The sequence below is a fragment of the Bradyrhizobium embrapense genome (genome assembly GCF_001189235.2).
In the GTDB taxonomy this organism is placed as follows: domain Bacteria; phylum Pseudomonadota; class Alphaproteobacteria; order Rhizobiales; family Xanthobacteraceae; genus Bradyrhizobium; species Bradyrhizobium embrapense.
Genome location: NZ_LFIP02000002.1, coordinates 583,017 through 606,185, shown reverse-complemented (window position 1 = coordinate 606,185; position 23,169 = coordinate 583,017). Strand labels below are relative to the sequence as shown.

Sequence of the window (23,169 nt, the reverse complement as noted above, 5' to 3'; positions counted from 1 at the left end):
AGACGCGACTGCCACACGACAATGACAAAGAATTCCTCTCGGGTTGACACGTCGGAGTAAAGGTCGCAGACGGTCGGGACTTCCTGCCTGAACCGATGGACCATCCGATGAATTCCGCTTCCCCCAAAGTCGCACTCGTGACCGGCGCCGCGCGCGGTATCGGGCTTGCCGCCGCGAAACGCTTTCTCGCCGACGGTTGGCGCGTCGCGCTGCTCGACATCGAAGGCGCGCTGCTGGAGAGCGCGGTCGCGGCATTGAAGCAGCCCGACACCACATTGGCGCTGACCTGCGACGTATCGGACGCCGACGGCGTGGCCGCCGCGATCGCTGCGATCACGAGCCGCTTCGCCCGGCTCGACGCGCTGGTCAACAACGCCGGCACGGCCGTGTTCGCGCCGGTGCTGGAGACCTCGGACGCCGACTGGAGCCGCATCATGGCGGTGAATCTCACCGGCCCGTTCCTGTGCACCAAGGCGGCAGCGCCCGTGATGCGCGAGCATGGCGGCGGCGCGATCGTCAACATCACCTCGATCTCGGCGGTGCGCGCCTCGACCTTGCGCTCGGCCTACGGCACCAGCAAGGCGGGCCTCGCCCATCTCACCAAGCAGCTCGCGGTGGAGCTCGCCTCGCTCGGCATCCGCGTCAACGGCGTCGCGCCCGGGCCGGTCGAGACCGCGATGGCCAAGGCCGTGCACACGCCGGAGATCCGCGCCGACTATCACGACGCGATCCCGCTCAACCGCTACGGGCTGGAGGAGGAGCTGGCGGAGGCGATCTTCTTCCTGTGCTCGGATCGCGCCAGCTACATCACCGGCCAGATCCTCGCCGTCGACGGCGGCTTCGACGCCGCCGGCATCGGCCTGCCGACCCTGCGCGGGCAGCGGCGGAACGGGTGAGGACGCTCACGCAGCCTCATCGTCACCCTGAGGAGCGCGCAGCGCGCGCTCCTCAGGGATGACGGGTTGAAACCAGCGAAAGGTCTACCGTCCATTCACCGCGACCACGCGCCAGGCATCTGCCAGCCGATCGATCCGCGTCAACGACAATGGATCGATCACGAAGCGCAGCGCGAGCTCCGGCGCGAGCTCGAGCGCGATTGCGAGGATCGCACGGATGGTGCCTGAGTGCACGACCAGCACGACGTCGCCGGCCGGCAGCCGCACCAGCCCTGCCCGCGCGCGCGCGATCTGATCGGCAAAACTTTCGCCGCCGGGCGGCCGGTTGGTCCCCGGCGAATTCCAGAACGCCCGATAGGCCGCCGCGCCGAGCTCGGCCTCGATCTCGCTGTGGCGACGGCCGGTCCAGTCGCCAAAATCCTGCTCGCGGAAGGCATCATCCGCCGTCGCCGTGAGGCCGAGCCGCTCGGCGGTCTCGCTCGTGCGCCGCGCCGGACTGCAGACCGCGAAAACGCCGGCCGGCAGCCGCGCCTGCAACGCGGCGAATGCTGGCGCATCGCCGAGGTCTGCGGGCGCATCCGGCGCATGGATCACGCCGCGCGGACCGTCGACCGGCGCGTGGCGGATCAGCCAGAGATGCGTTTCATGGTCCATCGCGGCAGCAGCCCTTCCATTCTGACCGGGGCGTGTACTCATTGACAGTTGATGCCTGATTTATCGGGCAAGGCGCCAACGTACACGGTACGTGGTGGTCCCCCATTATCAGGTGACCTCAGCCCGCTATCATCCGGCCATTTTTTGGACAAGACTGACGGGAGTGCTGGGGGTCGGTCGACCCGGACGGATAACCGAGTCGGCACGCTTGGGTGACATTGGATGGAAAGGGAAGCGCCAGTGAACTCCACCCCCACCCCGAACCCGGTCGAATCGAACGATGGCCTGACCACGCGCGCCGACGAAAGACTCGCAGAAACCCACAAGCAGATCACGCGCGCCAATGAAGAGCTCGCGCGTTTGAGCGAACAGCTTGCGAGAATGGAGCGCGATGCCGCCTCCCCGGCTCCGGCGCAGCCTGCCCCGCCTTCGGCCGGACCCAGCCTTGGCGCTTCCGAGCCAGGCTCTGCCGCTTTCGGACCTCGCTCGCGATCGCCGCGCCGGATGCCGGGCTTCCGTGCTCTCGCCGGCTTGTCGCTGGCAGCATGTATCATTGTCGGCGCGCTGGCTTTGCAGTCGTCGTACGGTAGAGGAGCCAAGCAGGTTGTCGCACGTTGGGTGCCTCAGCTCGTTTCAACTCCGTCATTGCCCCCGGATAATCCGCCGCTGGCGGCGCAGCCCGCTCCACCCACCGTTCAGGCCGCAGCGGTGGACGCCGCTCTGCCCCAGGCGACGCCCCCGGTACCGCCGCAGGACGCCGCGCCGACGGTCAATCCAGCTCTTCCCGACCAAGCGCAGCTGCTGCAAACGATCGCCCGCAACCTCGAAAATTTGGAGCGAAGCATCGAGCAGCTCAAGGCGGACCAGCAACAGACGGCCCGCGTGAGCTCCAAAGCCATCGAGGAACTCAAGGCGAGCCAAGAAGACATGAAACGGACGCTGGCGAAGCTCTCCGAGCCGAAGCCGTTACCGCTTCCGACGCCGCCTACTCCAAGCGTGCGCAAGCCCGAGCGGACGTCTCCACCCCCGTATGCTAGAGCGCGGCCGCCAATCTCCAGGGAATGGCTCTACGACGATTGGTGACGGTCGATGCAATGCCCATCGACGTCTTGTCCCGGAACAACGCCTCGGATCGGCGCGGCTTCCAGTTCTGGCCCATGGCTGAACGCGCGCCAGCGGTTGCTTGGGCTCGCATCATCTTCATGCGAAGGGGTCTCCACCGCACTCGAAATCGCTAGCCGAGCCGCGCCGCGAGCAGCACCAGGATCGCGGTCTCCGCAACCTGCTCGGCGCCACCGAGCACGTCGCCGGTCTGGCCGCCGATCTGCCGCTTTGCCAGCAGCGCCATGATCGATGCGCTCGCGCCGGCCGCGATCGCCGCCAGCAGCGCGCTGCCGAAGGGCAGCGCGAGGACTGCGATCACCAGCGCGATGCCGGCTGCGACACCCGCAATCGCGCCGTCGGGCCGGCCGGCATTAGCCGCGAGCCCATCCTTGCGCGCGTAAGGCAGGCTGATCGCGATCCACGGCAACACACCGCGGCCGAGCGCATGCGCCGCGATCAGGCTCTGCACCACCATTCCGTTGGGAAGTGCAGCCAGGGCCGCGAGCCTGGTGGCAAAGCTCACCACCAGCGCCAGCGCGCCATAGGTGCCGAGCCGGCTGTCGCGCATGATCTCGAGCTTGGCCGCTTGATCGCGGCCGCCGCCGAACCCGTCGGCGACATCGGCGAGCCCGTCTTCGTGCAGCGCGCCGGTCAACAGCGCGCCACAACCGAGCGCCAGCGCCGCCGCAGCGAGGTCCGGAACACCGATCATCCGCAGCAGCAGACAGAACAGGCCGATCGCCGCCCCGATGCCCGCGCCGACCAGGGGGAACAGCCGTTGCGCCCGGGCAAAACCTTCCGGCCGCGCACCGTCCGGATGCGGCATCGGCAGCCGGGTCAGAAAGGCCGTGGCGGTCCTGAGATCGTCGAGCCATTGATTCATGGTGAAGGCCTGAAAATTGAACTAGTTTGCGGCCCGCTCGACGAGGGAATCGCATGCATTTCAGCACTCTAGACGACATCCGGAGCTTTTGTCGCGACCTGCCCAAGGGCGATGAGGCGAGCGCTGCGGCAGCTACCCTGCGCCAGCAGAACCTGACCAAGCCGCCGGGCAGCCTCGGCCGGCTGGAAGAGGTTGCGATCTGGCTGGCGCGCTGGCAGCGGCGCGAGATCCCCCGGCTCGACCAGGTCACGATCGCCGTGTTCGCCGGCAATCACGGCATCGCCGAGCGCGGCGTCTCCGCCTTTCCCTCTGAAGTCACCGCGCAGATGGTGGCGAATTTCGCCGCGGGGGGCGCCGCGATCAACCAGATCGCCAGGCTTGCCGGGGCGGAGCTGCGCGTCGAGCCGCTCGAACTCGCACGTCCGACCCGCGATTTCACGATGGCGCCGGCGATGGATGGCGCCGATTTCCTGGTCGCCTTCGACACCGGCTGGCGCACGGTGCCGGAGCGATGCGATCTGCTCGTGGTCGGCGAGATGGGCATCGCCAACACCACGGTCGCGGCGACGCTGTGCGCGGCGCTGATGGGCGGACGCGGTGCGCGCTGGGCCGGCCGCGGCACCGGCGTCGACGATACCGGCCTGCTGCGCAAGCGCACTGTGATCGATACCGCGCTGAAACTGCATCGCAGCCTGCTCGACGATCCGCTCGCCGTCGCAGTCGCGCTCGGCGGCCGCGAGCTCGCGGCCATCGCGGGCGCCGTGCTGGCGGCGCGGGCACGATCGATCCCGGTGCTGCTCGACGGCTTCGTCGCGACGTCGGCGGTGCTGCCGCTGGCGCGGCTTGCGCCTGATAGCCTCGCGCATTGCCGCGCCGGGCATGTCTCGGCCGAGCTCGGCCATCGTCAGCTGCTGCGCGACCTGCAGCTCGCGCCCCTGCTCGATCTCGAGATGCGGCTCGGCGAAGCCTCCGGCGCCGGGGTTGCGATCCTGCTGCTGCGCGCGGCGCTCGCCTGTCATGGCGGCATGGCGACCTTTGCCGAGGCCGGTGTCTCCGGCGCGGGCTGACAAACTGTCGCCGCATGGGCTAGCGTAGACTACGGGTTCAGCGCGAGCTGGACGACGTCAACCGAAGGAACCGCCGAATGCGCACCGGGGCGATCTCGACGATCTTGGGCTTGGCGGCGCTTTTCGCGGACATTTCCTTCGCGCATGCCGAGGTCCGCATCCTCGCCAGCCCCGGCGGGCAGGTCGGCCCGTTCATCGAATTGTTCGACAAGGTGCGCGAGTCCGGCGGGCGCGTGGTGATCGACGGGCCGTGCCTGTCGGCCTGCACGCTGGTGCTGTCGATGGTGCCGGGCGACCGCATCTGCGTGACGCGGCGCGCCGTGCTCGGCTTCCACGCCGCGCGCTCGATCGACCGGCGCGGCCGGACCTATGCCGAACCGGAAGCATCCGAGGCGGTGCTGGAGGCCTATCCGGCGCCAGTGCGCGGCTGGATCGTGCGCCGCGGCGGCCTGACCTCGCGCCTGCTGCTGCTGCGCGGCCGCGAGCTCGACGCGATCTATCCGCGGTGCCGGTGAATTGCGTAGCTGATGTAGGGTGGGTTAGCGAAGCGTAACCCACGCTTGTCGCCCACAGGCGCTTGCGCAGACGGGAAACCGGCGCTGGGTCACGCCTTTGGCTAACCCACACGACGTTCTACAATTCTACGGCGGCGCGTGTGCCGGCCTACATCTGCTGCGGGCAGTTCACCATCCAGGGGATGCCGAACTGATCGACGCACATGCCGAAGCCGTTGGAGAAGAAGGTCTTGCCGAACGGCATGGTGACCGTACCGCCTTCGGACAGCGCCTTGAAGCGGCGTTCGGCCTCCGCGGGATCCTCGACCTGCAGCGCGACGTGAAAACCCTGCGGCTTCTGGAAGTGACCGGGCGGGGCGTCGGAGGCCATGATGATCTCGCCGTCGATCGAGAGGCGAGCATGCATGATCTTGTCCTTCCAGCCCGGCGGCGTCTGCATCTCCGCGTTGCCCTCGCCGTAGGGGAAGGATTCCTCGATCCGTGCGCCCAGAACCTTCTGATAGAAGTTCAGCGCCGCGCCGCAATTGCCGTCGTAGGAGAGATAAGGATTGACCTGCATCACATGCTCCCTGGGTAGGTTCTGGTTTTGAGGCGCTTCTTCACGCGAACCGTTAAACCACTTCGCTCGAAAACGCGCTATTTTTCCGTCAGCTTCTTCAGATTGGCGAGACCGGCCTCGAAATCCTTGCCGATCATGTGATCCAGGTTCATGAACACCTGCATCACCTTCGACATGAAGACGGCCGGACCATACATGGTCCATGTGACGCTGGTCGCATCTCCCTGCGGCAGCATTGTGAACTCGGCGGTGTTGTGGCCCTCGAACGGCTTGAGGAAGTCGAGCTTGATCACGATCTTCGACGGCGCGGACGACTGCAGGATCTCCATCCGGCCGGTGCCGACATTCTTGTTGCCGTCCCAGGCATAGATCGCTCCCTGCCCGCGCCCGGCGCCGTCATAGGTGCGCTTCATGTCGGGATCCCGATTCTCGTAGGGCGACCAGACCGTCCACTGACGGAAATCGTCGATCAACGGAAAAATCCGCTCGGCCGGCGCATTGATGCTGGTCGTGCGCGTGACGCGGAATGTGCTCGGCTTGGTCGCCGCGAGGACGAGGATGACGGCAATCGCGACCGCGAGAATGACCGCGATGATGGCAATGGTCTCGAACATGACAGTCTCCACGCAAATGAATGAGGACGATAGCTCAGCGGCGGAACGGAAGCAGCGCGCGCAGATTGCCGTCGCGCAGATAGAGCCCGCCCCAGACCATCAGGCCGAGATAGAGCCCGAACAGCGTGTGGGTGAACAGCGGGCTGCCGATCCGCACATGGGAGGCAATCGCGCCGCCGAGATAGCCGGTGAGCAGGATGGCGCCGAGGATCGAGGTCGGCGGCACCGAGTACAGCAGCGTGCAGACGATGGTGATGATGCCGAGGCTGCGCGCCAGCGTATCGCTCGCGCCGTAGCCCATCTTGTCCATGGTCTCGGTGACGACGGACAACGGCAGCAGCTTGATCGCGCCATCGAACAGCAGGAAAAGGACGACCACGCCGCTCAAGACGCGGCCGGTGATGCGGGCGGGCTTCGAGATTTCGGTGTCGACGATGACAGGCATGGCAGGCTCCGTAACGCTTGGTGATGCTCTGCCTTCATGACGAATGGAGCAGTGCGGCGCCGACGGGGTGGCGAAGATTTTTTGCAGCGACGACTGGACTTGCGCGAGCGATGCACGCGTCGATCAGCGCGCCGGGGGCTTACCCCAACCCTCCCCCGCAAGGGGAGGGAGCCTGACCAGCGTGCTCACCTCACTTGCGCGCGGTCGCGAAAAATCGGTGCATGCCAATATCGACGTGAGAAGCCACCGGCGGAAGGGTTCCCTCCCCCCTTGCGGGGGAGGGATAGGGAGAGGGGTGTCGCACGGGAAGTCTCTCAACGCACACGCGAACGAGGCACGACCAAGCGAGCGCTACTTCGCCTTCACATTGCGCGGCTGGCTGTCGCGCATCAGGCGATCGATATGCATGCGGATATGGGCGGCTTCGGCGGTGGTGTTGGCGAGCGCGATAGCGCGGTCGAAAGTGACGCGGGCCTCCTCGTTGCGGCCGAGCTGCATCAGGAAGGCGCCGCGCACGCCGAAATAATGGAAGTAATTGGAAAGCCGCGGCGCCAAGGGCTCGATCATCTCGAGCGCGGCCGCCGGCCCCTTCACCTTGGAGACCGCAACGGCGCGGTTCAGCGTGATCACCGGCGACGGCTGCATGATCTCGAGCGCACCGTAGAGCAGGTCGATCTGGGTCCAGTCGGTATCCTCTGCCTTTTCCGCGCGGGCGTGGAGTGCGGCGATCGCGGCCTGCACCTGGTAGGGCCCGCTGCGGCGGTGGCGCATCGCCTTGTCGATCAGCGCGAGGCCTTCGGCGATCAGCTTCTGATTCCACAGGCTGCGGTCCTGGTCGTCGAGCAGGATGACCTGACCGTCGGCGTCGAAGCGCGCCGCGGCTCGGGCATGCTGCAGCAACAGGAGCGCCGTCAGCCCCATGATCTCCGGCTCGCTCTGGAACAGCCGCAGCAGCAGGCGGGCGAGGCGGATCGCCTCCTCACACAGCGGCGAGCGGATCTCCGCGGTGTCGCCGCTCGCCGAATAGCCCTCGTTGAAGATCAGATAGATCATCGCCGCGACCGAGGCGAGCCGCTCGCTGCGCTCGACGGCGCCCGGCGTCTCGAACGGCACATTGGCGTCGGCGACGCGCGCCTTGGCCCGCGTGATGCGCTGCTCCATCGCGGCTTCCGAGACCAGGAAGGCGCGCGCGATCTGCTTCACCGACAGGCCGGAGACGATGCGCAGCGCGAGCGCGATCTGCTGCGTCGCCGGCAGGTCCTTGTGGCAGCAGATGAACAGCAGCCGCAGGATGTCGTCGCGGTAATGCGAGCCATCGAGCCGCTCGGCGAGCTCCTCCTCCGCGTCCTCGAGGTCGGAAATCGCCTGGTCGTCCTCGGGCAGCGGTTGCTGCTTCTTGTTGCGGCGGACCTCGTCGATCGCGACGTTGCGGCCGACCATGATCAGCCACGCCGCGGGATCGCGCGGCGGGCCGTTCTGCGGCCAGCTCTTCAGCGCCCGCAGGCAGGCGTTCTGGAATGCTTCCTCTGCGGTGTCGAGATTGCGGAAGTAGCGCAGCAACGCGCCAACCGCCTGGGGACGCGCCGACGTCAGCGCGGCATCGATCCAGGCGGTGTCGGTCAGGCTCACGGCTTTGCACTCCCCGGGGTGAAGTAGCCGACCGGGCGGATTTCGTAGGTGCCGCCGGGATTGGCCTCGCCGAGGTCGCGCGCGATGTCGAGCACCTCGTCGAGGTTCTTGCCCTCGACCAGATAGAAGCCGAGCAGCTGCTCCTTGGTTTCGGCGAACGGGCCATCGAGCACCAGCGGCGGGTTTTCCTTGCGCAGCGTGGTCGCCGCGGTGGTCGGCAGCAGCCGCGCCACCGGGCCGAGCTTGCCCTGCTTGGCGAGCTTGTCCTGCACGACGGACAATTTCTGCATGACCGACGCGTCGTGTTCCTTGCTCCAGGAACCGACTAGGTCTTCGTCATGATAGCAGAGGATGGCGTACAGCATCGAAAAGGCATCTCCGTTCATTGCAAGAACGAACGATTATGCCCGCTGCCGACAGGCGGCGCGAAAGAAATTTGGGTTCCGGATGCCGGCGACGGATTTCGCCGAAGCCTCGGCGCACAGCGCGAAAGACCGAGGGCTGAGGCCGCGATGGCGCGTCAGGCCATCGCCGTAACGACGATGCCGCGATCACCAATAGACGCCGTAGCGGGCGGCGATCCGGCGCGCCTTGGCCTCGTCGCTCTCCCGGCGGTTGGCCTGGCTCCTCTTCACCGGACGCGACGCCTGCGGCCGCGGCGCATCGGCAGGCTGCACCTGCGACGGGCCCGGCTGGGCTTCGGCGGGAGCAGGCGCAACGGCCGATTGCGTCTGAGCGGGGGTGTCGGCGTTTGCGAGCACAAGGCCACGACTCTGGCCGGCGTGAGCGGTGGTGGCGGCGACTGCGATGAAAGCCGCGATCAGGATCAGCTTGCGCATGGAAGTTCTCCCCGGTTGATGGCAGGAGACTAAGGGGCGGGCCACGCCCGTTCTGTGATGAATATCACATTGAAGTTGGAGGTATCCCGATGGGTAAGGGCGCACTGGCGCTGCTGATCAATGGCGGCTCGGAAAACTGGTCGTCGGCGCGCTGGAAAGCGCGGTTCGACACGGTCTGCCCGGACCGCCGCGTGGTGCTGCTGCCGGACGGCGCGCTCGATCCCGCGGAGGTGCACTATGCCGCGGTATGGAAGCCGAAGCCGGGCGAGCTCGCGGCATTCAAGAACCTGCGCGTCATCTTCAACCTCGGCGCCGGCGTCGACGCACTGATGGCGGACCGCTCGCTGCCCGACGTGCCGCTGGTGCGGGTTTCGGTCTCCGATCTCACCGACCGCATGACAGAATATGTCGTGCTGCATGTGTTGATGCATCACCGCCAGGAGCTATATCTGCGCGAGTCGCAGCGCCTGAAGCGCTGGGCGCCGGACTATCAGTGGGCGGCAAGCGCGATCACCGTCGGGGTGATGGGGCTCGGCACCCTCGGCGCCGCCTCGGCGCACGCGCTGCGCGCGCTCGGCTTCCGCGTCGTCGGCTGGAGCCGCAGCGAGAAGCGGATCGACGGCGTCGTCTGCTATCACGGCACTGACGGGCTGGACGCGTTCCTGCGCGAGACCAACATCCTGGTCTGCCTGCTGCCGCTGACGCCGGATACCCGGCACGTGCTGAACCGCGACGCGTTCGTGAAACTGAACCGCAGCAGCCCGCTCGGCGCGCCTGTCATCATCAATGCCGGCCGCGGCGGATTGCAGAACGAAGCGGACATTTTGCGCGCGCTCGATGACGGCACGCTGGGCGCGGCCTCGCTCGACGTCTTCGAGACCGAGCCGCTGCCCGAGGCGAGCCCGTTCTGGAGCCATCCGAAGGTGGTGCTGACACCGCACAACGCCGCCGACACCGACGCCGACGAGATCTCGAAATACGTCGCGCAACAGATCGCGCGCTTCGAGCAAGGCGGGGAGCTGGAGAACATGGTCGATCGCAAGCGGGGGTATTAGCGCGAAGCCGTCATTGCGAGGAGCGAAGCGACGAAGCAATCCATGCCACCGCAAACACGGTCAGATGGATTGCTTCGCGTCGCTCGCAATGGCGGATGCGAGACAACAGGCGCCTTAGCCCATCCCGGCAACCACCTCCGCGAGCCGGTCGTAGGCCGGCGCGACGCCCTTGTCGATGCCCGAATTGAGATGGCCGTCGCGCGCTTCCTTGGTCGGATGGCGGATGGTGGTGGTCAACGTGGTGGTGCCGGCTTCCTCGATGAAGGTCGAGATGACGAGATATTCGTCGCTGGTGAAGCCCGGCATCGAGAAGGTCTCGCCGAATGCCAGCCGCTCCGGGCGCACCACCTCGCGATAGGTGCCGGTCAGTTCATGCTCGATGCCCTCGGAAGAGCGGAACACAAACCGATAGGCTCCGCCGACGCGCAGGTCGACTTCGCACACGGGCATTGCGAGCGTCTCGCAGCCGAGCCAGCGCACCAGATATTCCGGCTTGGTCATCGCGTCGAACACGAAGCGCCGCGGCGCGTCGAACTGCCGCGTCATGGCGAACTCGAAATCCGATGGGGTCGTGATCCTCAGCGTCTTATCCACGCGTGCGTCCACGTTGCTTCTCCTTGGTTACTCTGACTTTAGGGTTGCTGACCTTGCGGTTGCTGCGCGGCGGGGCCTTCGCGGCCTCCTCCGCCTTCATCTCCTCGAGCAGGCCGTCGAGGCGGTTGAAGCTTTCATCCCAGAAACGACGGAAATTCCCGAGCCAGCCGTCGACCTGCTTGAACGAGTCCGGCGCGATGCGGCACGGCCGCCACTGCGCCTCGCGCCCGCGCGAGATCAACCCGGCATGCTCCAGCACCTTCAGGTGCTTGGAGATCGCCGGCAGGCTCATATCGAATGGTTTTGCCAGCTCCATCACCGAGGTTTCGCCGAGCGCGAGCCGCGCCAGGATCGCGCGCCGGGTCGGATCGGCCAGCGCCGCGAAGGTCGAACTGAGGGGATCGAGCGGCATCTACTTAGCTCATTGGTTAAATAACCTTTGGGTTAAGTACGACCAAAAAGCGGTCGCGTCAACGGCCTATTTTGGCCGCTGACGCGGAGACTGCGACCTACGGCTTGCGCGCGAAGGTGACGTGGGTGGCGTTCGGGCTCGCGACATGCGAGACGACGCCATAGCCGAGCGCGGGCAGGTCGAGCCCCGCGAACAAGCTCTCGCCGGCACCGAGCAAGACCGGCGGTATCACCAATTGCAGTTCGTCGAGCAAACGGGCCTGGAGGAATTGCCGCACCACCGATACGCCGCCACCGACCCGGATGTCCTTGTCGCCGGCAACGGCGCGCGCCCGCTCCAGCGCAGCAAGCATGCCGTCGGTGACGAAATGAAACGTGGTGTCGCCCGCCATCGGAAGGTCGGGCCGCGCGTGATGCGTCAGCACGAACACTGGCGTGTGATATGGCGGTACGTCGCCCCACCAGCCCTTCCACGAATGATCGGGCCACGGCCCACGAATCGGTCCGAACATGTTGCGGCCCATGATCCAGGCGCCGATGTTCTGCATCGACTTGCGGGCGATCTCGTCGTCGAGCCCGGTGGTGCCGCCGTCCTGTCCGGTCATCTGGCGAAATGTTCGCGTCTCGAAGAACCAGGCGGCGGGCAGCGCGAGACCGCCTTCGCCGAATGGATTTTCCAGGCTCTGGCGCGGCGCCGCGCCAAATCCGTCGATCGATACCATGAAGAGTGAAGTCCTGAGCTTTCCCATGAAGTTCCGCTTCCGTGTGCGAGGAGACCTGACCGAGGACGGCCCGGAAAACCAGCTCCCGACATTTGCTCTGGTGAAATTCGCGGCGGCTATTTGGCCGCGCACAGCACGTCGACGGCGCCCTTCACGATCGCCTCGAGTTCCCCGCGCGGCACGCGGGCGCGGGCACGGATCGCGATGGTGTGGATGGTGGCGGAGGCGAGATGCGCCAGCGCCGCCGGATCGGCGCCCTCGGGCAGCTCGCCGCGTTCCCTGGCATGGCGGAAGCAAATGCCGAACGCCTTGTCGAGTTCGGTCAGGCCCTCCACCACCATGCTGCGGATATCCGGATCCGACACCGCCTCGGACGCCGCTGTCATCACCGTGAAGCAGCCGCGCGGACCGGACTCGCCGGAGAGATAGATGTCGAGCGCGATCCGGTAGATGCGCTCCAGCCGCTCGCGCAGCGGCGCCTCGGCGCGAAAGATGTCGGCCATCGACGCGCGCGCATCGTCGCGGTAGCGCTGGTAGCTCTTGATGTAGAGGTCGCGCTTGTCGCCGAACGCGCCATAGAGACTCGGCCGGTTCATGCCGGTCGCAGCACTCAGATCATCGAGCGAGGTCGCGGCAAAGCCGTCGCGGCGAAACAGATCGAGCGCCTTGCCGAGCGCCACATCGGGCTCATAGGCGCGCGGCCGCCCGCGCCGCTTCGGTTCGACGGGCGTCGCACTTCTTGCAGCAGATGGCGGCCTCTTACTTTTTTGTACCATTTCGCATTAAATTCCTTGACGCCCTCAATATTATCCAAGACAGTACAAAAATCAACAATGGCCGGGACACCCGCGCCAGACTCGCCCCAAGGAGGCACCATGGACCTGTATTTCTCGCCGCTCGCCTGCTCGATGGCGACCCGCGTCGCGCTGTACGAAGCGGGCCAGCCGGCCAACTATCTCGAGGTCGATCCGAAGACCAAACAGGTGCGCAATGACGGCACCGACTTCAACAAGGTCAACCCGCTCGGGCTGGTGCCGACCTTGCGCACCGACGACGGCGTGGTGCTGACCGAGAACGCCGCGATCCTGCAATATGTCGCCGACCAGTTCCCGCGCGCCGGCATCGGCACCGCATCGAGCGCCGAACGTTCGAAGCTGCATCAATGGCTGTGCTTCATCGGCACCGAGTTGCACAAGGGCCTGTTCCTGCCGCTGCTCGACAAGAAGGCGCCGCCGGAAGCCAAGACCTACGCGCTGGAGAAATACGTCTCGCGGCTCGACTATCTCGAGGACCACCTGAAGGGCCGCGACTACCTGCTCGATCATTTCAGCGTCGCCGACGCCTATCTCGTCACTGTCATCAACTGGACCATGGCAACGCCGCCGATCGAGCTTTCAAAGTGGCCGGCGCTGAAGGCCTATTACGAGCGCCTGCGCACCCGGCCGTCGGTCGCGAAAGCGGTCGCGGAGGAGTTCGAGCTCTACAAGGCGGAGATCGCCCGGCACAAGGCGGCGGCGTAAGGCACATTGAAAGGCGACGGCTCCGAGCGTGGGGCCGTCCACACTTCGAGGCTCGCTCCGCTCGCACCTCCAGCGACAAAGGCGAAGCCTTTGCGCAGGGGTGACGGAGCGAACATCTGCACGCTTAGCTCTAGCTGAACGCTCAATCTCATGACCGTCATGCTGAGGAGCGCGGAACGCGCGTCTCGAAGCACGACGGCCCGGCTCCCGCCTCACCCTGAGCCCGGATCGAGCGCAGCGATCAGAACGGCTCCTGCCCCAACCCGGGCACGTCGGCCGGACGCGGACCCGGCGCGAGCCAGTGGAAGCGGCGGTCCTTCTCTGCGATCGCGATGTCGTTGATCGAGGCCTCGCGGCGGCGCATCAGGCCGTGCTCGTCGAACTCCCACTGCTCGTTGCCGTAGGAGCGAAACCAGTTGCCGCCGACGTCGTGCCATTCGTACTGGAAGCGCACCGCGATGCGATTGCCGTCGAACGCCCAGAGGTCCTTGATCAGGCGATACTCCAGCTCCTTCTCCCATTTGCGGGTCAGGAAGGCCACGATCGCCTCGCGGCCTTGAAATACCTCGGAGCGATTGCGCCAGCGGCTGTCCTCGGTATAGGCGCCGGCAACCCGGACCGGGTCGCGCGAATTCCAGGCGTCCTCCGCCATGCGCGCCTTCTGCGCGGCGGTCTCGCGGGTAAAGGGCGGCAGCGGCGGGCGTGACATCGGCGATCCCTCAATGTTTGCCAGGCAAATCTATCGCCGGGCGACGGAGAGTCGATGGGGTGTTTCCTATCGCCCGATAGTTAAGCCAGATCGGCCTTCATCAGCGCGCGAATGGACTTCGGAATCGGCTGTGCCCTGCCCTGACTGACGAAGGCGACGCGCACCTGCGCCTTCACGAGCACGTCATCGCCGCGCCGGACCTCCTGCGCGAGCATGATGGAGGCACCCTTCACCGCGATCGGCCAGGTCACGACGTCGAGCATGTCGTCCATTCGCGCGGGCTTCAGGAAGTCCAGCGTCATCGAGCGCACCACGAAGGCGAAGCCGCCGGTCTCCTCCTGCGTCTCCTCGAACAGCGCGTTCTGTTCGGCGCCCATCAAGCGGAGATGATTGGTGCGGCCGCGCTCCATGAAGCGCAGATAATTGGCGTGGTAGACGATGCCGGAAAAATCGGTGTCTTCGTAGTAGACACGGACCTGCATATGATGTCGGCCATCGCGGATCGCGCCGTCGATATGGGGTAAGGTCAAGTGCGGCCCCTCGATTGCCCTCGTGAGAACCATCGTTTTGCGCAAATTGCGCGATCACGCAAGCGCGATCAGGACAGCACCGGCCCCTTTGCGCCGAGCGTGACCTGCACGATCTCCGGCGGCACGCCGAGGCGGAACGGCATGATGCTGCAGCCGAGGCCGCCGGAGACGACGACGTCGCATTTCAGCTTGATGTGGCCATAGGCGAGCCGCATGCCGTGCTTCACCGGCACCGCGGGCGACCAGCCGAGCAGCCGGATCTGCCCGCCATGGGTGTGGCCGGACAGTTGCAGCGCGACGCGCGAGGGCACGCGGAGCGCCACATCGGGCTCGTGCGCGAGCAGGATCACCGGCGCGTCGTCGGTGACTTTTGCGAGCGTCGCGTTGAGATCGTCGACGCCGATGCGCCGGACCTCGCGATAGCGCCGCGCCGCCATAAAGGCGAGCTGGTCGCCGAGACCGGCAAGCCAGAACGGGCGACCGTCCTTGGTGAGCCGCACCGCGTCGTTCTCGTAGACCGGAATGCCGGCGCGCTCCAGCGCGCGGCGCGCGACGGGTGTCCCCTGCCCCAGGCGCTGCACCGTCTTGTCTTCCCAATAATCGTGATTGCCGAGCACGGCGTGGACGCCGAGCGGCGCCTTCAGGCCCCTGAGCACCGCGGCCCATTCGGAAGCCGGAATGAAGCGGGTGACGTGGCGCAGTCCCGCGACATAGTCGCCGAGCAACACGATGATGTCGGGGTTCAGCGCGTTGGTGCGCTCGACGATCTCCGCGATGCGATCGAGCGACATCCAGGGATCGCAGGCGTGAATGTCGGCGAGCGCGACGATCCTGAGCGGAAAGTCGGCCGGCCATTGCCGCGGCGACAGATCGTAGCGCGTCAGCGTGAGGCGGACGACCGGCTCGCTCAGGCCGTAGGCTGCGGTCGAGGCGGTGGCGGCGGTCAATCCGCCGAAGCCGCGAAGAAAATGTCGACGTGAAATCATGGACGCTTGATCGGTGATGCCTGGCGCCTCCTGGAAGGCGCTCCGGACGATCATAGGCCCTTTGATTAGAGCGAAATTGGGCCGTGTTTGTGCAGAGGACCCGCAGAGACGTCGCAATGGTTAGCGGGCACAACACGTCTTTTCACGTCTTCGAGAGCGCTCGCCTCAATCCTCATCGCCATTGCCGCCGAACAGGCCGAACTGCGCGGGATCGCGGTTCGGCTCGGCGAGGCCGAGATGGCGGAAGGCATGTGAGGTCAGCAGTCTTCCGCGCGGGGTGCGCTGCAGATAGCCGCACTGGATCAGATAGGGCTCGATGATGTCCTCGATCGCATCGCGCGGCTCCGACAACGCTGCGGCCATGGTCTCGACGCCGACTGGCCCGCCGCCATAGTTCAAGGCGATGGTGGTGAGATAGCGCCGGTCCATCGCGTCGAGCCCGGCGCTGTCGACCTCGAGCGCGCTCAGCGCCCGGTCGGCGATGCCGCGGTCGATGGCATCGGCATCGGCTGCCGAGGCAAAGTCGCGGACCCGGCGCAGCAGGCGGCCGGCGATGCGCGGCGTGCCGCGGGCGCGGCGCGCGATCTCGTTGGCGCCGTCGGGGCTCATGCCGATGTTGAGCACGCGGGCGCCGCGGGTGACGATCTTCTCGAGCTCTTCCACGGTGTAGAAGTTGAGCCGGACCGGAATGCCGAAGCGATCGCGCAAGGGATTGGTGAGCAGGCCCGCGCGCGTCGTCGCACCGACCAGGGTGAATTTCGACAGCTCGATCTTGACCGAGCGCGCCGCAGGGCCTTCGCCGATGATCAGATCAAGCTGAAAATCCTCCATCGCGGGATAGAGTACTTCTTCCACCGCTGGGCTCAGGCGATGGATTTCGTCGATGAACAGCACATCGCGCTCTTCCAGATTGGTGAGCAGCGCCGCGAGGTCGCCAGCCTTCGCGATCACGGGGCCGGAGGTGGCACGGAAGCCGACGCCGAGCTCGCGCGCGACGATCTGCGCCAGCGTGGTCTTGCCGAGGCCGGGGGGACCGACGAACAGCACGTGATCGAGCGCCTCGCCGCGCTTCTTGGCGGCTTCGATGAAGATCGAGAGATTCTTGCGCGCCTGGGCCTGGCCGACGAACTCCGTCAGCGACTGCGGACGCAGCGCGGTGTCGCCGACATCGTCGGAGCGGCGTTCGGGCGAGACCATGCGCGAGGGCGTGTTCACTTCGACAATTCCTTAAGCCCAAGCCGGATCAGCTGCGCGGTCTCGGCGCTCTCACCGGCGCTGCGCGAGGCAGCGGCGATCGCGGCGGCGGCCTGCGGCTGGCCGTAGCCGAGGTTAACCAGCGCGGAGATCGCGTCGGTGACCGGACGCGGCGCGCGGTTGTTGTCGATCGCGCCCGAGAGATGCACCACCGCGGGATCGACATCGGCAAAGCCCGGTGCCTTGTCCTTCAATTCGCTGACGATGCGTTCGGCGACCTTCGGCCCGACACCGGGCGTCCGCGCCACAGCCGCCTTGTCACGCAGCGCGACGGCGTTGGCGAGATCGGTCGGCGGCAGCGTGCCGAGCACCGCGAGCGCGACCTTGGCGCCGACGCCCTGCACGGTCTGCAGCAGGCGAAACCATTCGCGCTCGAGATCTGAGCGGAAGCCGAACAGCTTGATCTGATCCTCGCGGACATAGGTCTCGATCGAGAGCACCGCCGCGCCGCCCGGCGACGGCAATGCCTGCAGCGTGCGGCTCGCGCAATGCACCTGATAGCCGACGCCGCCGACGTCGAGGATTACGTAGTCCTCGCCATAGGAATCGATCAGGCCCTTGAGCTTGCCGATCATGATGGTGACCCAGGCTCGACGCGCGCACCGTGTTCGGATGAACCCGCACTAGTAGGGGACGCACTGGCGGAAGGGTTCCCTCCCCCCTTGCGGTGGAGGGTTAGGGCGAGGGGTACCACACGACGCGCTCTGTCAATTTCCGTTCCGACCACAGGTAGCCGACTTTGCGAGGGCGATGCGCTCAGCAATCGTCTCGCCCGGGGTCCACCCCTCTCCCCAACCCTCCCCCGCAAGGGGGGAGGGAGCCTGACGAGCGTGCGCTCCTCACGTTGCGCTACGTTGCAATAGCCGATCATAGGCTCGCCACCCTGAGCCGGAGTGCGGCGCTCTGGCGGTGATGGGCGTGGGTGATCGCGACCGCGAGCGCGTCGGCGGCGTCGGCGGACGGCGGTTCGGCCTTCGGCAACAGGATCTTCAGCATCACCTTGATCTGGTTCTTCTCGGCGTGACCGGCACCGACCACGGTCTTCTTGACCTGGTTCGGCGCGTATTCGGCGACCGAGATACCGAACATTGCGGGCGCCAGCATGGCGACGCCGCGGGCCTGGCCGAGCTTCAGCGTGGCAACGCCGTCCTTGTTGACGAAGGTCTGCTCGACCGCGGCCTCCGCCGGCCTAAAGTCGCCGAGCACGGCGGCCAGCCCCTCATGGATCGCGAGCAGCCGGCTCGCCAGCGGCAGATCGTCCGGCGGCTCGACCGAGCCGCAGCCGATATAGACCAGACGGTTGCCCTCGGTCTCGATCACGCCCCAGCCGGTGCGGCGGAGACCCGGATCGATACCGATGATGCGGACGGGAGAGCGAATCGGCTGGGATGTCATGGGGTAGTGATACCGCCTGGCCTGCGAGAACGAAACACAAACGGAAGCCCATCCCCTGCCGCGGTCGCCGTCGGCTCCGCTCGTGATCCCGTCCTCGCTCGTCATCCCCCGCGAAAGCGGGGGATCCAGCACGCCGCGGCCTCTCGGGTCAAATAACGGCCTCTGGAATGCTGAATCGCCCGATCAAGTCGGGCGATGACATTGGAGCTTGGGGCGATGAACGCGACTCTTACCCGCCCATCTTTGCAATCAGCGCGTCGGACACCTCGAAATTGGCGTAGACGTTCTGCACGTCGTCGTGCTCGTTGAGCAGGTCCATCAGCTTGAGCAGCTTTTCGCCGGTCTCGTCGTCGACCGCGACGGTGTTCTGCGGCTTCCAGGTCAGCGCCGCCTTGCGCGGCTCGCCGAACTTCGCTTCCAGCGCTTTTGCGACCTCGCGGAAGGTGTCCTGCGAGGCGTAGACCTCGTGGCCGCCTTCGCTGGAGACGACGTCGTCGGCGCCGGCCTCGATCGCGGCGTCCAGCATCGCATCGTCGGAGGCCACCTTGGCGTCGTATTCGATGATGCCGGTGCGATCGAACATGAAGGCGACCGAGCCGGTTTCGCCGAGATTGCCGCCCGACTTGGTGAAGAACGAGCGGATGTCGGAGGCGGCGCGGTTGCGGTTGTCGGTCAGCGCCTCGACGATCACGGCGACACCGCCGGGGCCATAGCCCTCGTAGCGGATCTCGTCGTAGTTCTCGCCCTCATTGCCCGCGGCCTTCTTGATGGCGCGGTCGATATTGTCCTTGGGCATGTTCTCGGCCCGCGCTGCAACCACGGCGGCGCGCAGCCGCGGGTTCATCGCCGGGTCCGGGGTGCCGAGCTTGGCCGCCACGGTGATTTCGCGGGCCAGCTTGCCGAAAAGCTTCGACTTCTGGGCATCCTGCCGGCCCTTGCGGTGCATGATGTTCTTGAATTGGGAATGGCCGGCCATGCGACGTCTCTTCGAGCCTAGGGTCTGAACAGGGGTGGAAAACGCGGCCTTATAGGCCCCTGGCGGTCAAAATCAAAGGTCGGCAGGGGTCGTCTGGCCCGAGAATACTACCGCAAGCCGGAATATGAGGCACTTGTTAACCATGACTTCATGCCCGGATGCGAGGATCGCCCCGTCCCGCCGCAACTTTCCAAGAGCCCCCCATGGCGTTCGGTTTGTTTCGAAAGCAAGAGCCGGAGCCGGCTGCGCCTGTCGCCGCGCCACTGGTGCCGGCCGCGGCAACCGCGCCCGAGGTCTCGACCGAGACTGATTCGTCGAAGGAAATCTTGGAGCTGCTGGAACTCGAGCTAGGGGCTATGATCCGCCAGCTCGAGCGCGCTGCGGGCGCGGTGGCCGACGGCGCCGAGGCGACGGCCGCCAAGCTCGCGACGATCCGCGCCCGCACCGACGCGCTGACCGGGCGCAGCAGCGATGCGCAGAGCACCGCGACGACATTCTCCGAAGCCGCCGACCGGTTCACCCATTCCGCCGAAGGCATCGGCGCGCAGGTGCGCAGCGCGAGCCAGCTCGCCGACGATGCCGCGGCGGCGGCGCGCGAGGCCACCGCGAATGTCGATCGCCTGCGCGAATCCTCGGCCGCGATCGGCAATGTCGTCAATCTGATCGCGCAGATCGCGCGGCAGACCACGCTGCTCGCGCTCAACTCCACCATTGAAGCTGCGCGCGCCGGCGCGGCCGGCAAGGGCTTTGCCGTGGTCGCCACCGAGGTCAAGGCGCTGGCGGTGCAGACCCAGAGCGCCACTGAGGAGATCACCCGCAAGATCGAGGCGCTGCAGAAGGACGCCACCGGATCGGCGGACGCCGTCCACCGCATCTCGCAGGCGATCGAGAAGATCCGGCCGGTGTTCGAGAACGTCAACGGCGCGGTCGCCGAGCAGAACCAGATCACCGGCGAGATGGGCCAGAATGCAGCCTCCGCCTCCCACTTCATCGTCTCGGTCGGCACCAGCGCCGGCGAGATCGACAGCGCGACGCGGGAAGCCGCCGCGCATGGCGACAATGTCGCCAAGGCCGGCAAGGCGGTGACCGCCTTCGCCCAGAAGCTGAAGGCGCGCTGCGCGGTGCTGCTGCGCCAGGACGAGCGCGGCGATCCGCGCAAGAACGAGCGCCTGCCCTGCAGCCTCAGAATCGAGATCACGACCGCGCGCGGCAACATCACCGCGCCGGTCTATGAGATCGCGATGGACGGCATCCTGATCGGCGGGCCCGATGCCGAGAAGCTGCCGGCCCATGAGACCCTGAGCGCGACCCTCCAGGACATCGGCGCCTGCCGGATCAGGATCGGCGACCGCGCCAAGGCAGGCAGCCAGGCGCGCTTCGAGGCCGCGACCGCCGAATTGCGCGAAAAGATCGAAGACCGGATGTGGGCGATCCACGAGGAGAACGCCGAACTCGTCACCCGCGCGATGGAAGCCGGCCGCGCGCTGAGCAGACTGTTCGAGAACGGACTGGCCAGCGGCGCGATCACGATCGCCGACATGTTCGACACCGACTATGTCGAGATACCGGGCACCAATCCGGTGCAGTACCGCACCAAGATGCTGGACTGGGCGGACCGCGCGCTGCCCGCTCCGCTCGAGGCGTTCCTCGCCAAGGACAAGCGCCTGGCATTCTGCGCGACGGTCGACCGCAACGGCTATCTGCCGGTCCACAACAAGATCTACTCGCAGCCGCAGCGGCCGGGCGACGTCGCCTACAACACCGCCAATTGCCGCAATCGCCGCATCTTCAACGACCCCGCCGGCCTCGCCGCCGCGCGCAATGAGCGCGCCTACCTGGTGCAAAGCTACGCGCGCGACATGGGAGGCGGCACCACCGTGATGATGCGCGAGATCGACGTGCCGATCCGCGTCCGCGGCCGGCACTGGGGCGCCTTCCGCACCGCCTACAAGCTTTGAACGGGGTCCGGATGGGGGTCGCGCGAACGTGCGCCCCGTTGGCTGCATCCGGGCTACAGGCACTGCCAAAAAAATGCAAAACAACCCCATGCACAGTAGCCGTCGGCTGCCGGCGCTCGACACTGCGCTTGACACGTCGGGCAACTCACCGGTACATTTCCATTATTCCGAAATGGTGTGCAGCGATAGGCCGGACCGGTTTCCGGCAGGGTTGACAGCAAGTCGTCATTGCGAGGAGCGATAGCGACGAAGCAATCCATCGCCCCCCATGCACGGTGACATGGATTGCTTCGCTTCGCTCGCAATGACGGAATCGGTTCGTCGGCGCGACTTCACTTACGTCCAGAACGCCGGCACCGCGGGCTCGAGCCGGCCACCGGCGCGCACCGGCGCGACCTTGACCGCAAGCCCGGTCGCATCGTCGGTCTCGACCGCGACGCCGCTGAGCGTCGCAACGCCTGCCGCCGGCTCGAAACGGCCGGAGGGAATGCCGGTGAGGAAACGCTGCAGCGGCTCCTCCTTCTGCATACCGATCACCGAATCATAGTCGCCGGTCATGCCGGCATCGGTCATGTAAGCGGTGCCGCCGGGCAGCACCTGGTGATCGGCGGTCGGCACATGGGTGTGGGTCCCGACCACGAGGCTGACGCGGCCGTCGCAGAAGAAGCCGACGCCCTGCTTCTCGCTGGTCGCCTCGGCGTGGAAATCGAGCACGATGGCGTCACAACCCTCGCGCAGCGGGCAGGCCTCGAGCTCACGCTCGATCGCGCTGAACGGATCGTTCGAGGACGGCTCCATGAAGACGCGACCGATCGCGTTGAGAACCAGCGCGCGCTTGCCGCTCTTGGTGTCGACCAGCGCGGCGCCGCGGCCCGGCGAATGGCGCGGGAAATTCAAGGGCCGGATCAGGCGCGGCGCGCGCTCGATGAAGACCAGCGCCTCCTTCTGATTCCAGGCGTGGTTGCCGAGCGTGATCGCATCGGCGCCGGCGTCGAGCAGCTCCTGGTAGATCGCCTCGGTGATGCCGAATCCGCCGGCGGCGTTCTCGCCATTGACGACGACGAGATCGAGCGACCAGTCCCTGATCATGCCGGGGAGATGATCTGATATGGCGGTGCGGCCGGTTCTGCCGACGACGTCACCAACGAAGAGGATACGCAATTCAAGGGCTCCGGAAATCGAACGTCTTGCGCTCCGTTAGCACATAATCGAGCGGGACGTCGTGCGACAGCGCCGGAATGGCCTTGGTTTCCTGTGCAGCAAAGGCGATCCCGACCCCGATCACATGCTTGGCCTTGCGCAGATGCGCAAAGGTATAGTCGTAATAGCCGGCACCATAGCCGATGCGGTGGCCGAGCTTGTCGAAGGCGGCAAGCGGCACCAGCATCACGTCGGGATGCACCTCGGCCGCGGCCGGCGACGGCTCGGGTATGCCGAGCGGCCCGAGCATCAGCCGGTCCTGCGGCGACCAGCTGCGGAAGGTCAGCGACTGGCCGCGCGCATTGATACAGGGCAGCGCGAGCCGCGCCCCCTTCTCGGCAAGCTTCTTCATCAGCGGCGCCGGATCGATCTCGCTGCGGATCGGGGCATAGCCCGAGATGATCATGCCTTGCGTGATGGCGAACGGCGCGCCGCGCTTGGCGAGCGCTTCCGCAGCCGTCGCGCGCTGCTCGTCGCTCAGCGCGTCACGCTTGGCGAGGGCAAGCGCCCGAAGCTCGGCCTTCGATGGAGATGCGTGCATGATCCATCTTCCGCTGTCGTCGTCCGCGACAACGGACGATCCATCAATCACAGACGCTCGCATTCATTAGGGTCACGCCGCGGCGCACTGGACGCCCTGCTTCGCAGGGAACA

General features: G+C 66.5%; 28 protein-coding genes. 7 read left to right on the top strand and 21 right to left on the bottom strand.

Features of this window, described 5'->3' with window-relative positions:
• Positions 1 to 107: 107 nt before the first annotated feature.
• The gene (locus AKN83_RS10280; protein ID WP_050405857.1) at positions 108 to 896 is read left to right on the top strand and encodes an SDR family NAD(P)-dependent oxidoreductase; all 789 of its coding nucleotides are present in this window, start codon (positions 108 to 110) and stop codon (positions 894 to 896) included.
• Between the two features lie 84 nt (positions 897 to 980).
• Here the strand turns inward: AKN83_RS10280 and AKN83_RS10275 are convergent, their stop codons facing one another.
• Positions 981 to 1,550, bottom strand: a complete 570-nt coding sequence (locus AKN83_RS10275) for a histidine phosphatase family protein (protein ID WP_050405766.1) — start codon at positions 1,548 to 1,550, stop codon at positions 981 to 983.
• Between the two features lie 240 nt (positions 1,551 to 1,790).
• Here AKN83_RS10275 and AKN83_RS10270 point away from each other — a divergent pair, with 240 nt between their 5' ends.
• Positions 1,791 to 2,633, top strand: a complete 843-nt coding sequence (locus tag AKN83_RS10270; RefSeq protein WP_157113302.1) for an SH3 domain-containing protein — start codon at positions 1,791 to 1,793, stop codon at positions 2,631 to 2,633.
• Between the two features lie 151 nt (positions 2,634 to 2,784).
• Here AKN83_RS10270 and cobS read toward each other — a convergent pair whose 3' ends face one another.
• Positions 2,785 to 3,537, bottom strand: a complete 753-nt coding sequence (cobS, locus tag AKN83_RS10265; RefSeq protein ID WP_050405764.1) for an adenosylcobinamide-GDP ribazoletransferase — start codon at positions 3,535 to 3,537, stop codon at positions 2,785 to 2,787.
• A gap of 53 nt (positions 3,538 to 3,590) precedes the next feature.
• On the opposite strand from cobS, the gene cobT reads away from it, so the two are divergent.
• Both cobT and AKN83_RS10255 read left to right on the top strand, forming a co-directional pair.
• A complete protein-coding gene (gene cobT / locus AKN83_RS10260) occupies positions 3,591 to 4,604 on the top strand; it encodes a nicotinate-nucleotide--dimethylbenzimidazole phosphoribosyltransferase (RefSeq protein ID WP_050405763.1) in 1,014 nt (337 codons plus the stop codon).
• Positions 4,605 to 4,681: 77 nt separating this feature from the next.
• Entirely contained in the window at positions 4,682 to 5,119 is a 438-nt protein-coding gene (locus AKN83_RS10255; protein ID WP_050405762.1) for a hypothetical protein, read from the top strand.
• Positions 5,120 to 5,267: 148 nt separating this feature from the next.
• Here the strand turns inward: AKN83_RS10255 and AKN83_RS10250 are convergent, their stop codons facing one another.
• The 6 genes from AKN83_RS10250 to AKN83_RS10225 form a co-directional block, all read right to left on the bottom strand.
• The gene (locus AKN83_RS10250) at positions 5,268 to 5,678 is read right to left on the bottom strand and encodes a VOC family protein (protein ID WP_050405761.1); all 411 of its coding nucleotides are present in this window, start codon (positions 5,676 to 5,678) and stop codon (positions 5,268 to 5,270) included.
• 77 nt (positions 5,679 to 5,755) lie between these two features.
• The gene (locus AKN83_RS10245) at positions 5,756 to 6,292 is read right to left on the bottom strand and encodes an SRPBCC family protein (RefSeq protein WP_050405760.1); all 537 of its coding nucleotides are present in this window, start codon (positions 6,290 to 6,292) and stop codon (positions 5,756 to 5,758) included.
• Between the two features lie 34 nt (positions 6,293 to 6,326).
• Positions 6,327 to 6,737 carry a DoxX family protein gene (locus tag AKN83_RS10240; protein ID WP_050405759.1) on the bottom strand — a complete coding sequence of 137 codons (411 nt, stop codon included), beginning with the start codon at positions 6,735 to 6,737 and terminating at the stop codon, positions 6,327 to 6,329.
• A 351-nt stretch (positions 6,738 to 7,088) separates the two neighbouring features.
• Entirely contained in the window at positions 7,089 to 8,366 is a 1,278-nt protein-coding gene (locus tag AKN83_RS10235; RefSeq protein ID WP_050405758.1) for an RNA polymerase sigma factor, read from the bottom strand.
• Positions 8,363 to 8,731 (bottom strand): YciI family protein, encoded by a 369-nt coding sequence (locus tag AKN83_RS10230; protein ID WP_050405757.1) that lies wholly within the window; start codon positions 8,729 to 8,731, stop codon positions 8,363 to 8,365. The genes AKN83_RS10235 and AKN83_RS10230 overlap by 4 nt, the downstream gene beginning before the upstream one ends.
• A 186-nt stretch (positions 8,732 to 8,917) precedes the next feature.
• The gene (locus AKN83_RS10225) at positions 8,918 to 9,205 is read right to left on the bottom strand and encodes a hypothetical protein (protein WP_050405756.1); all 288 of its coding nucleotides are present in this window, start codon (positions 9,203 to 9,205) and stop codon (positions 8,918 to 8,920) included.
• 89 nt (positions 9,206 to 9,294) lie between these two features.
• Between AKN83_RS10225 and AKN83_RS10220 the strand changes: the two genes are divergently transcribed.
• Positions 9,295 to 10,260, top strand: coding sequence for a 2-hydroxyacid dehydrogenase (locus tag AKN83_RS10220; RefSeq protein ID WP_050405755.1), 966 nt, complete (start codon positions 9,295 to 9,297; stop codon positions 10,258 to 10,260).
• A gap of 114 nt (positions 10,261 to 10,374) precedes the next feature.
• On the opposite strand, the gene AKN83_RS10215 is transcribed toward AKN83_RS10220, so the two are convergent.
• The 4 genes from AKN83_RS10215 to AKN83_RS10200 all read right to left on the bottom strand — a co-directional run bounded on the left by AKN83_RS10215 (position 10,375) and on the right by AKN83_RS10200 (position 12,763).
• Positions 10,375 to 10,866, bottom strand: coding sequence for an SRPBCC domain-containing protein (locus tag AKN83_RS10215; RefSeq protein WP_206600781.1), 492 nt, complete (start codon positions 10,864 to 10,866; stop codon positions 10,375 to 10,377).
• Entirely contained in the window at positions 10,847 to 11,266 is a 420-nt protein-coding gene (locus tag AKN83_RS10210; protein WP_050405754.1) for an ArsR/SmtB family transcription factor, read from the bottom strand. The genes AKN83_RS10215 and AKN83_RS10210 overlap by 20 nt, the downstream gene beginning before the upstream one ends.
• A 97-nt stretch (positions 11,267 to 11,363) precedes the next feature.
• Complete coding sequence (locus tag AKN83_RS10205; RefSeq protein ID WP_050405753.1) at positions 11,364 to 12,014, bottom strand: dihydrofolate reductase family protein; 651 nt, start codon at positions 12,012 to 12,014, stop codon at positions 11,364 to 11,366.
• Between the two features lie 89 nt (positions 12,015 to 12,103).
• Entirely contained in the window at positions 12,104 to 12,763 is a 660-nt protein-coding gene (locus tag AKN83_RS10200) for a TetR/AcrR family transcriptional regulator (protein WP_050405752.1), read from the bottom strand.
• Positions 12,764 to 12,862: 99 nt separating this feature from the next.
• Here AKN83_RS10200 and AKN83_RS10195 point away from each other — a divergent pair, with 99 nt between their 5' ends.
• Positions 12,863 to 13,507: a glutathione binding-like protein gene (locus tag AKN83_RS10195; protein WP_050405751.1), complete on the top strand. Its 645-nt coding sequence runs from the start codon at positions 12,863 to 12,865 to the stop codon at positions 13,505 to 13,507.
• A gap of 241 nt (positions 13,508 to 13,748) precedes the next feature.
• Here AKN83_RS10195 and AKN83_RS10190 read toward each other — a convergent pair whose 3' ends face one another.
• From AKN83_RS10190 to AKN83_RS10160, 7 genes are all read right to left on the bottom strand, one after another.
• Positions 13,749 to 14,216: a nuclear transport factor 2 family protein gene (locus AKN83_RS10190; protein WP_050405750.1), complete on the bottom strand. Its 468-nt coding sequence runs from the start codon at positions 14,214 to 14,216 to the stop codon at positions 13,749 to 13,751.
• Positions 14,217 to 14,296: 80 nt separating this feature from the next.
• Positions 14,297 to 14,779, bottom strand: coding sequence for a tol-pal system-associated acyl-CoA thioesterase (gene ybgC, locus AKN83_RS10185; protein WP_430641513.1), 483 nt, complete (start codon positions 14,777 to 14,779; stop codon positions 14,297 to 14,299).
• A 35-nt stretch (positions 14,780 to 14,814) separates the two neighbouring features.
• Positions 14,815 to 15,732: a metallophosphoesterase gene (locus tag AKN83_RS10180; protein ID WP_050405855.1), complete on the bottom strand. Its 918-nt coding sequence runs from the start codon at positions 15,730 to 15,732 to the stop codon at positions 14,815 to 14,817.
• A 165-nt stretch (positions 15,733 to 15,897) separates the two neighbouring features.
• The gene (ruvB, locus tag AKN83_RS10175; RefSeq protein WP_050405748.1) at positions 15,898 to 16,947 is read right to left on the bottom strand and encodes a Holliday junction branch migration DNA helicase RuvB; all 1,050 of its coding nucleotides are present in this window, start codon (positions 16,945 to 16,947) and stop codon (positions 15,898 to 15,900) included.
• Entirely contained in the window at positions 16,944 to 17,561 is a 618-nt protein-coding gene (ruvA, locus tag AKN83_RS10170; RefSeq protein WP_050405747.1) for a Holliday junction branch migration protein RuvA, read from the bottom strand. Before ruvA ends, ruvB begins: the two co-directional genes overlap by 4 nt.
• 292 nt (positions 17,562 to 17,853) lie before the next feature.
• Positions 17,854 to 18,381: a crossover junction endodeoxyribonuclease RuvC gene (ruvC, locus tag AKN83_RS10165; protein ID WP_050405746.1), complete on the bottom strand. Its 528-nt coding sequence runs from the start codon at positions 18,379 to 18,381 to the stop codon at positions 17,854 to 17,856.
• Positions 18,382 to 18,610: 229 nt separating this feature from the next.
• Positions 18,611 to 19,357, bottom strand: a complete 747-nt coding sequence (locus tag AKN83_RS10160) for a YebC/PmpR family DNA-binding transcriptional regulator (protein WP_050405745.1) — start codon at positions 19,355 to 19,357, stop codon at positions 18,611 to 18,613.
• A gap of 203 nt (positions 19,358 to 19,560) precedes the next feature.
• On the opposite strand from AKN83_RS10160, the gene AKN83_RS10155 reads away from it, so the two are divergent.
• A complete protein-coding gene (locus AKN83_RS10155) occupies positions 19,561 to 21,315 on the top strand; it encodes a methyl-accepting chemotaxis protein (protein ID WP_050405744.1) in 1,755 nt (584 codons plus the stop codon).
• A gap of 336 nt (positions 21,316 to 21,651) precedes the next feature.
• Here the strand turns inward: AKN83_RS10155 and AKN83_RS10150 are convergent, their stop codons facing one another.
• Positions 21,652 to 22,476: a TIGR00282 family metallophosphoesterase gene (locus tag AKN83_RS10150; RefSeq protein ID WP_050405743.1), complete on the bottom strand. Its 825-nt coding sequence runs from the start codon at positions 22,474 to 22,476 to the stop codon at positions 21,652 to 21,654.
• Between the two features lies 1 nt (position 22,477).
• Positions 22,478 to 23,056, bottom strand: a complete 579-nt coding sequence (locus AKN83_RS10145; RefSeq protein ID WP_050405742.1) for a 5-formyltetrahydrofolate cyclo-ligase — start codon at positions 23,054 to 23,056, stop codon at positions 22,478 to 22,480.
• Positions 23,057 to 23,169: the final 113 nt, after the last annotated feature.

What these genes read in the sequence shown, in the direction of transcription:
- AKN83_RS10280 (WP_050405857.1), top strand. Translation starts at nt 108, where the DNA reads ATGAATTCCGCTTCCCCCAAAGTCGCACTCGTGACCGGCGCCGCGCGC.
- AKN83_RS10275 (WP_050405766.1), bottom strand. Translation starts at nt 1,550, where the DNA reads ATGGACCATGAAACGCATCTCTGGCTGATCCGCCACGCGCCGGTCGAC.
- cobS (WP_050405764.1), bottom strand. Translation starts at nt 3,537, where the DNA reads ATGAATCAATGGCTCGACGATCTCAGGACCGCCACGGCCTTTCTGACC.
- cobT (WP_050405763.1), top strand. Translation starts at nt 3,591, where the DNA reads ATGCATTTCAGCACTCTAGACGACATCCGGAGCTTTTGTCGCGACCTG.
- AKN83_RS10255 (WP_050405762.1), top strand. Translation starts at nt 4,682, where the DNA reads ATGCGCACCGGGGCGATCTCGACGATCTTGGGCTTGGCGGCGCTTTTC.
- AKN83_RS10250 (WP_050405761.1), bottom strand. Translation starts at nt 5,678, where the DNA reads ATGCAGGTCAATCCTTATCTCTCCTACGACGGCAATTGCGGCGCGGCG.
- AKN83_RS10245 (WP_050405760.1), bottom strand. Translation starts at nt 6,292, where the DNA reads ATGTTCGAGACCATTGCCATCATCGCGGTCATTCTCGCGGTCGCGATT.
- AKN83_RS10240 (WP_050405759.1), bottom strand. Translation starts at nt 6,737, where the DNA reads ATGCCTGTCATCGTCGACACCGAAATCTCGAAGCCCGCCCGCATCACC.
- AKN83_RS10230 (WP_050405757.1), bottom strand. Translation starts at nt 8,731, where the DNA reads ATGCTGTACGCCATCCTCTGCTATCATGACGAAGACCTAGTCGGTTCC.
- AKN83_RS10225 (WP_050405756.1), bottom strand. Translation starts at nt 9,205, where the DNA reads ATGCGCAAGCTGATCCTGATCGCGGCTTTCATCGCAGTCGCCGCCACC.
- AKN83_RS10220 (WP_050405755.1), top strand. Translation starts at nt 9,295, where the DNA reads ATGGGTAAGGGCGCACTGGCGCTGCTGATCAATGGCGGCTCGGAAAAC.
- AKN83_RS10210 (WP_050405754.1), bottom strand. Translation starts at nt 11,266, where the DNA reads ATGCCGCTCGATCCCCTCAGTTCGACCTTCGCGGCGCTGGCCGATCCG.
- AKN83_RS10205 (WP_050405753.1), bottom strand. Translation starts at nt 12,014, where the DNA reads ATGGGAAAGCTCAGGACTTCACTCTTCATGGTATCGATCGACGGATTT.
- AKN83_RS10200 (WP_050405752.1), bottom strand. Translation starts at nt 12,763, where the DNA reads ATGGTACAAAAAAGTAAGAGGCCGCCATCTGCTGCAAGAAGTGCGACG.
- AKN83_RS10195 (WP_050405751.1), top strand. Translation starts at nt 12,863, where the DNA reads ATGGACCTGTATTTCTCGCCGCTCGCCTGCTCGATGGCGACCCGCGTC.
- AKN83_RS10190 (WP_050405750.1), bottom strand. Translation starts at nt 14,216, where the DNA reads ATGTCACGCCCGCCGCTGCCGCCCTTTACCCGCGAGACCGCCGCGCAG.
- ybgC (WP_430641513.1), bottom strand. Translation starts at nt 14,779, where the DNA reads ATGGTTCTCACGAGGGCAATCGAGGGGCCGCACTTGACCTTACCCCAT.
- AKN83_RS10180 (WP_050405855.1), bottom strand. Translation starts at nt 15,732, where the DNA reads ATGATTTCACGTCGACATTTTCTTCGCGGCTTCGGCGGATTGACCGCC.
- ruvA (WP_050405747.1), bottom strand. Translation starts at nt 17,561, where the DNA reads ATGATCGGCAAGCTCAAGGGCCTGATCGATTCCTATGGCGAGGACTAC.
- ruvC (WP_050405746.1), bottom strand. Translation starts at nt 18,381, where the DNA reads ATGACATCCCAGCCGATTCGCTCTCCCGTCCGCATCATCGGTATCGAT.
- AKN83_RS10160 (WP_050405745.1), bottom strand. Translation starts at nt 19,357, where the DNA reads ATGGCCGGCCATTCCCAATTCAAGAACATCATGCACCGCAAGGGCCGG.
- AKN83_RS10155 (WP_050405744.1), top strand. Translation starts at nt 19,561, where the DNA reads ATGGCGTTCGGTTTGTTTCGAAAGCAAGAGCCGGAGCCGGCTGCGCCT.
- AKN83_RS10145 (WP_050405742.1), bottom strand. Translation starts at nt 23,056, where the DNA reads ATGCACGCATCTCCATCGAAGGCCGAGCTTCGGGCGCTTGCCCTCGCC.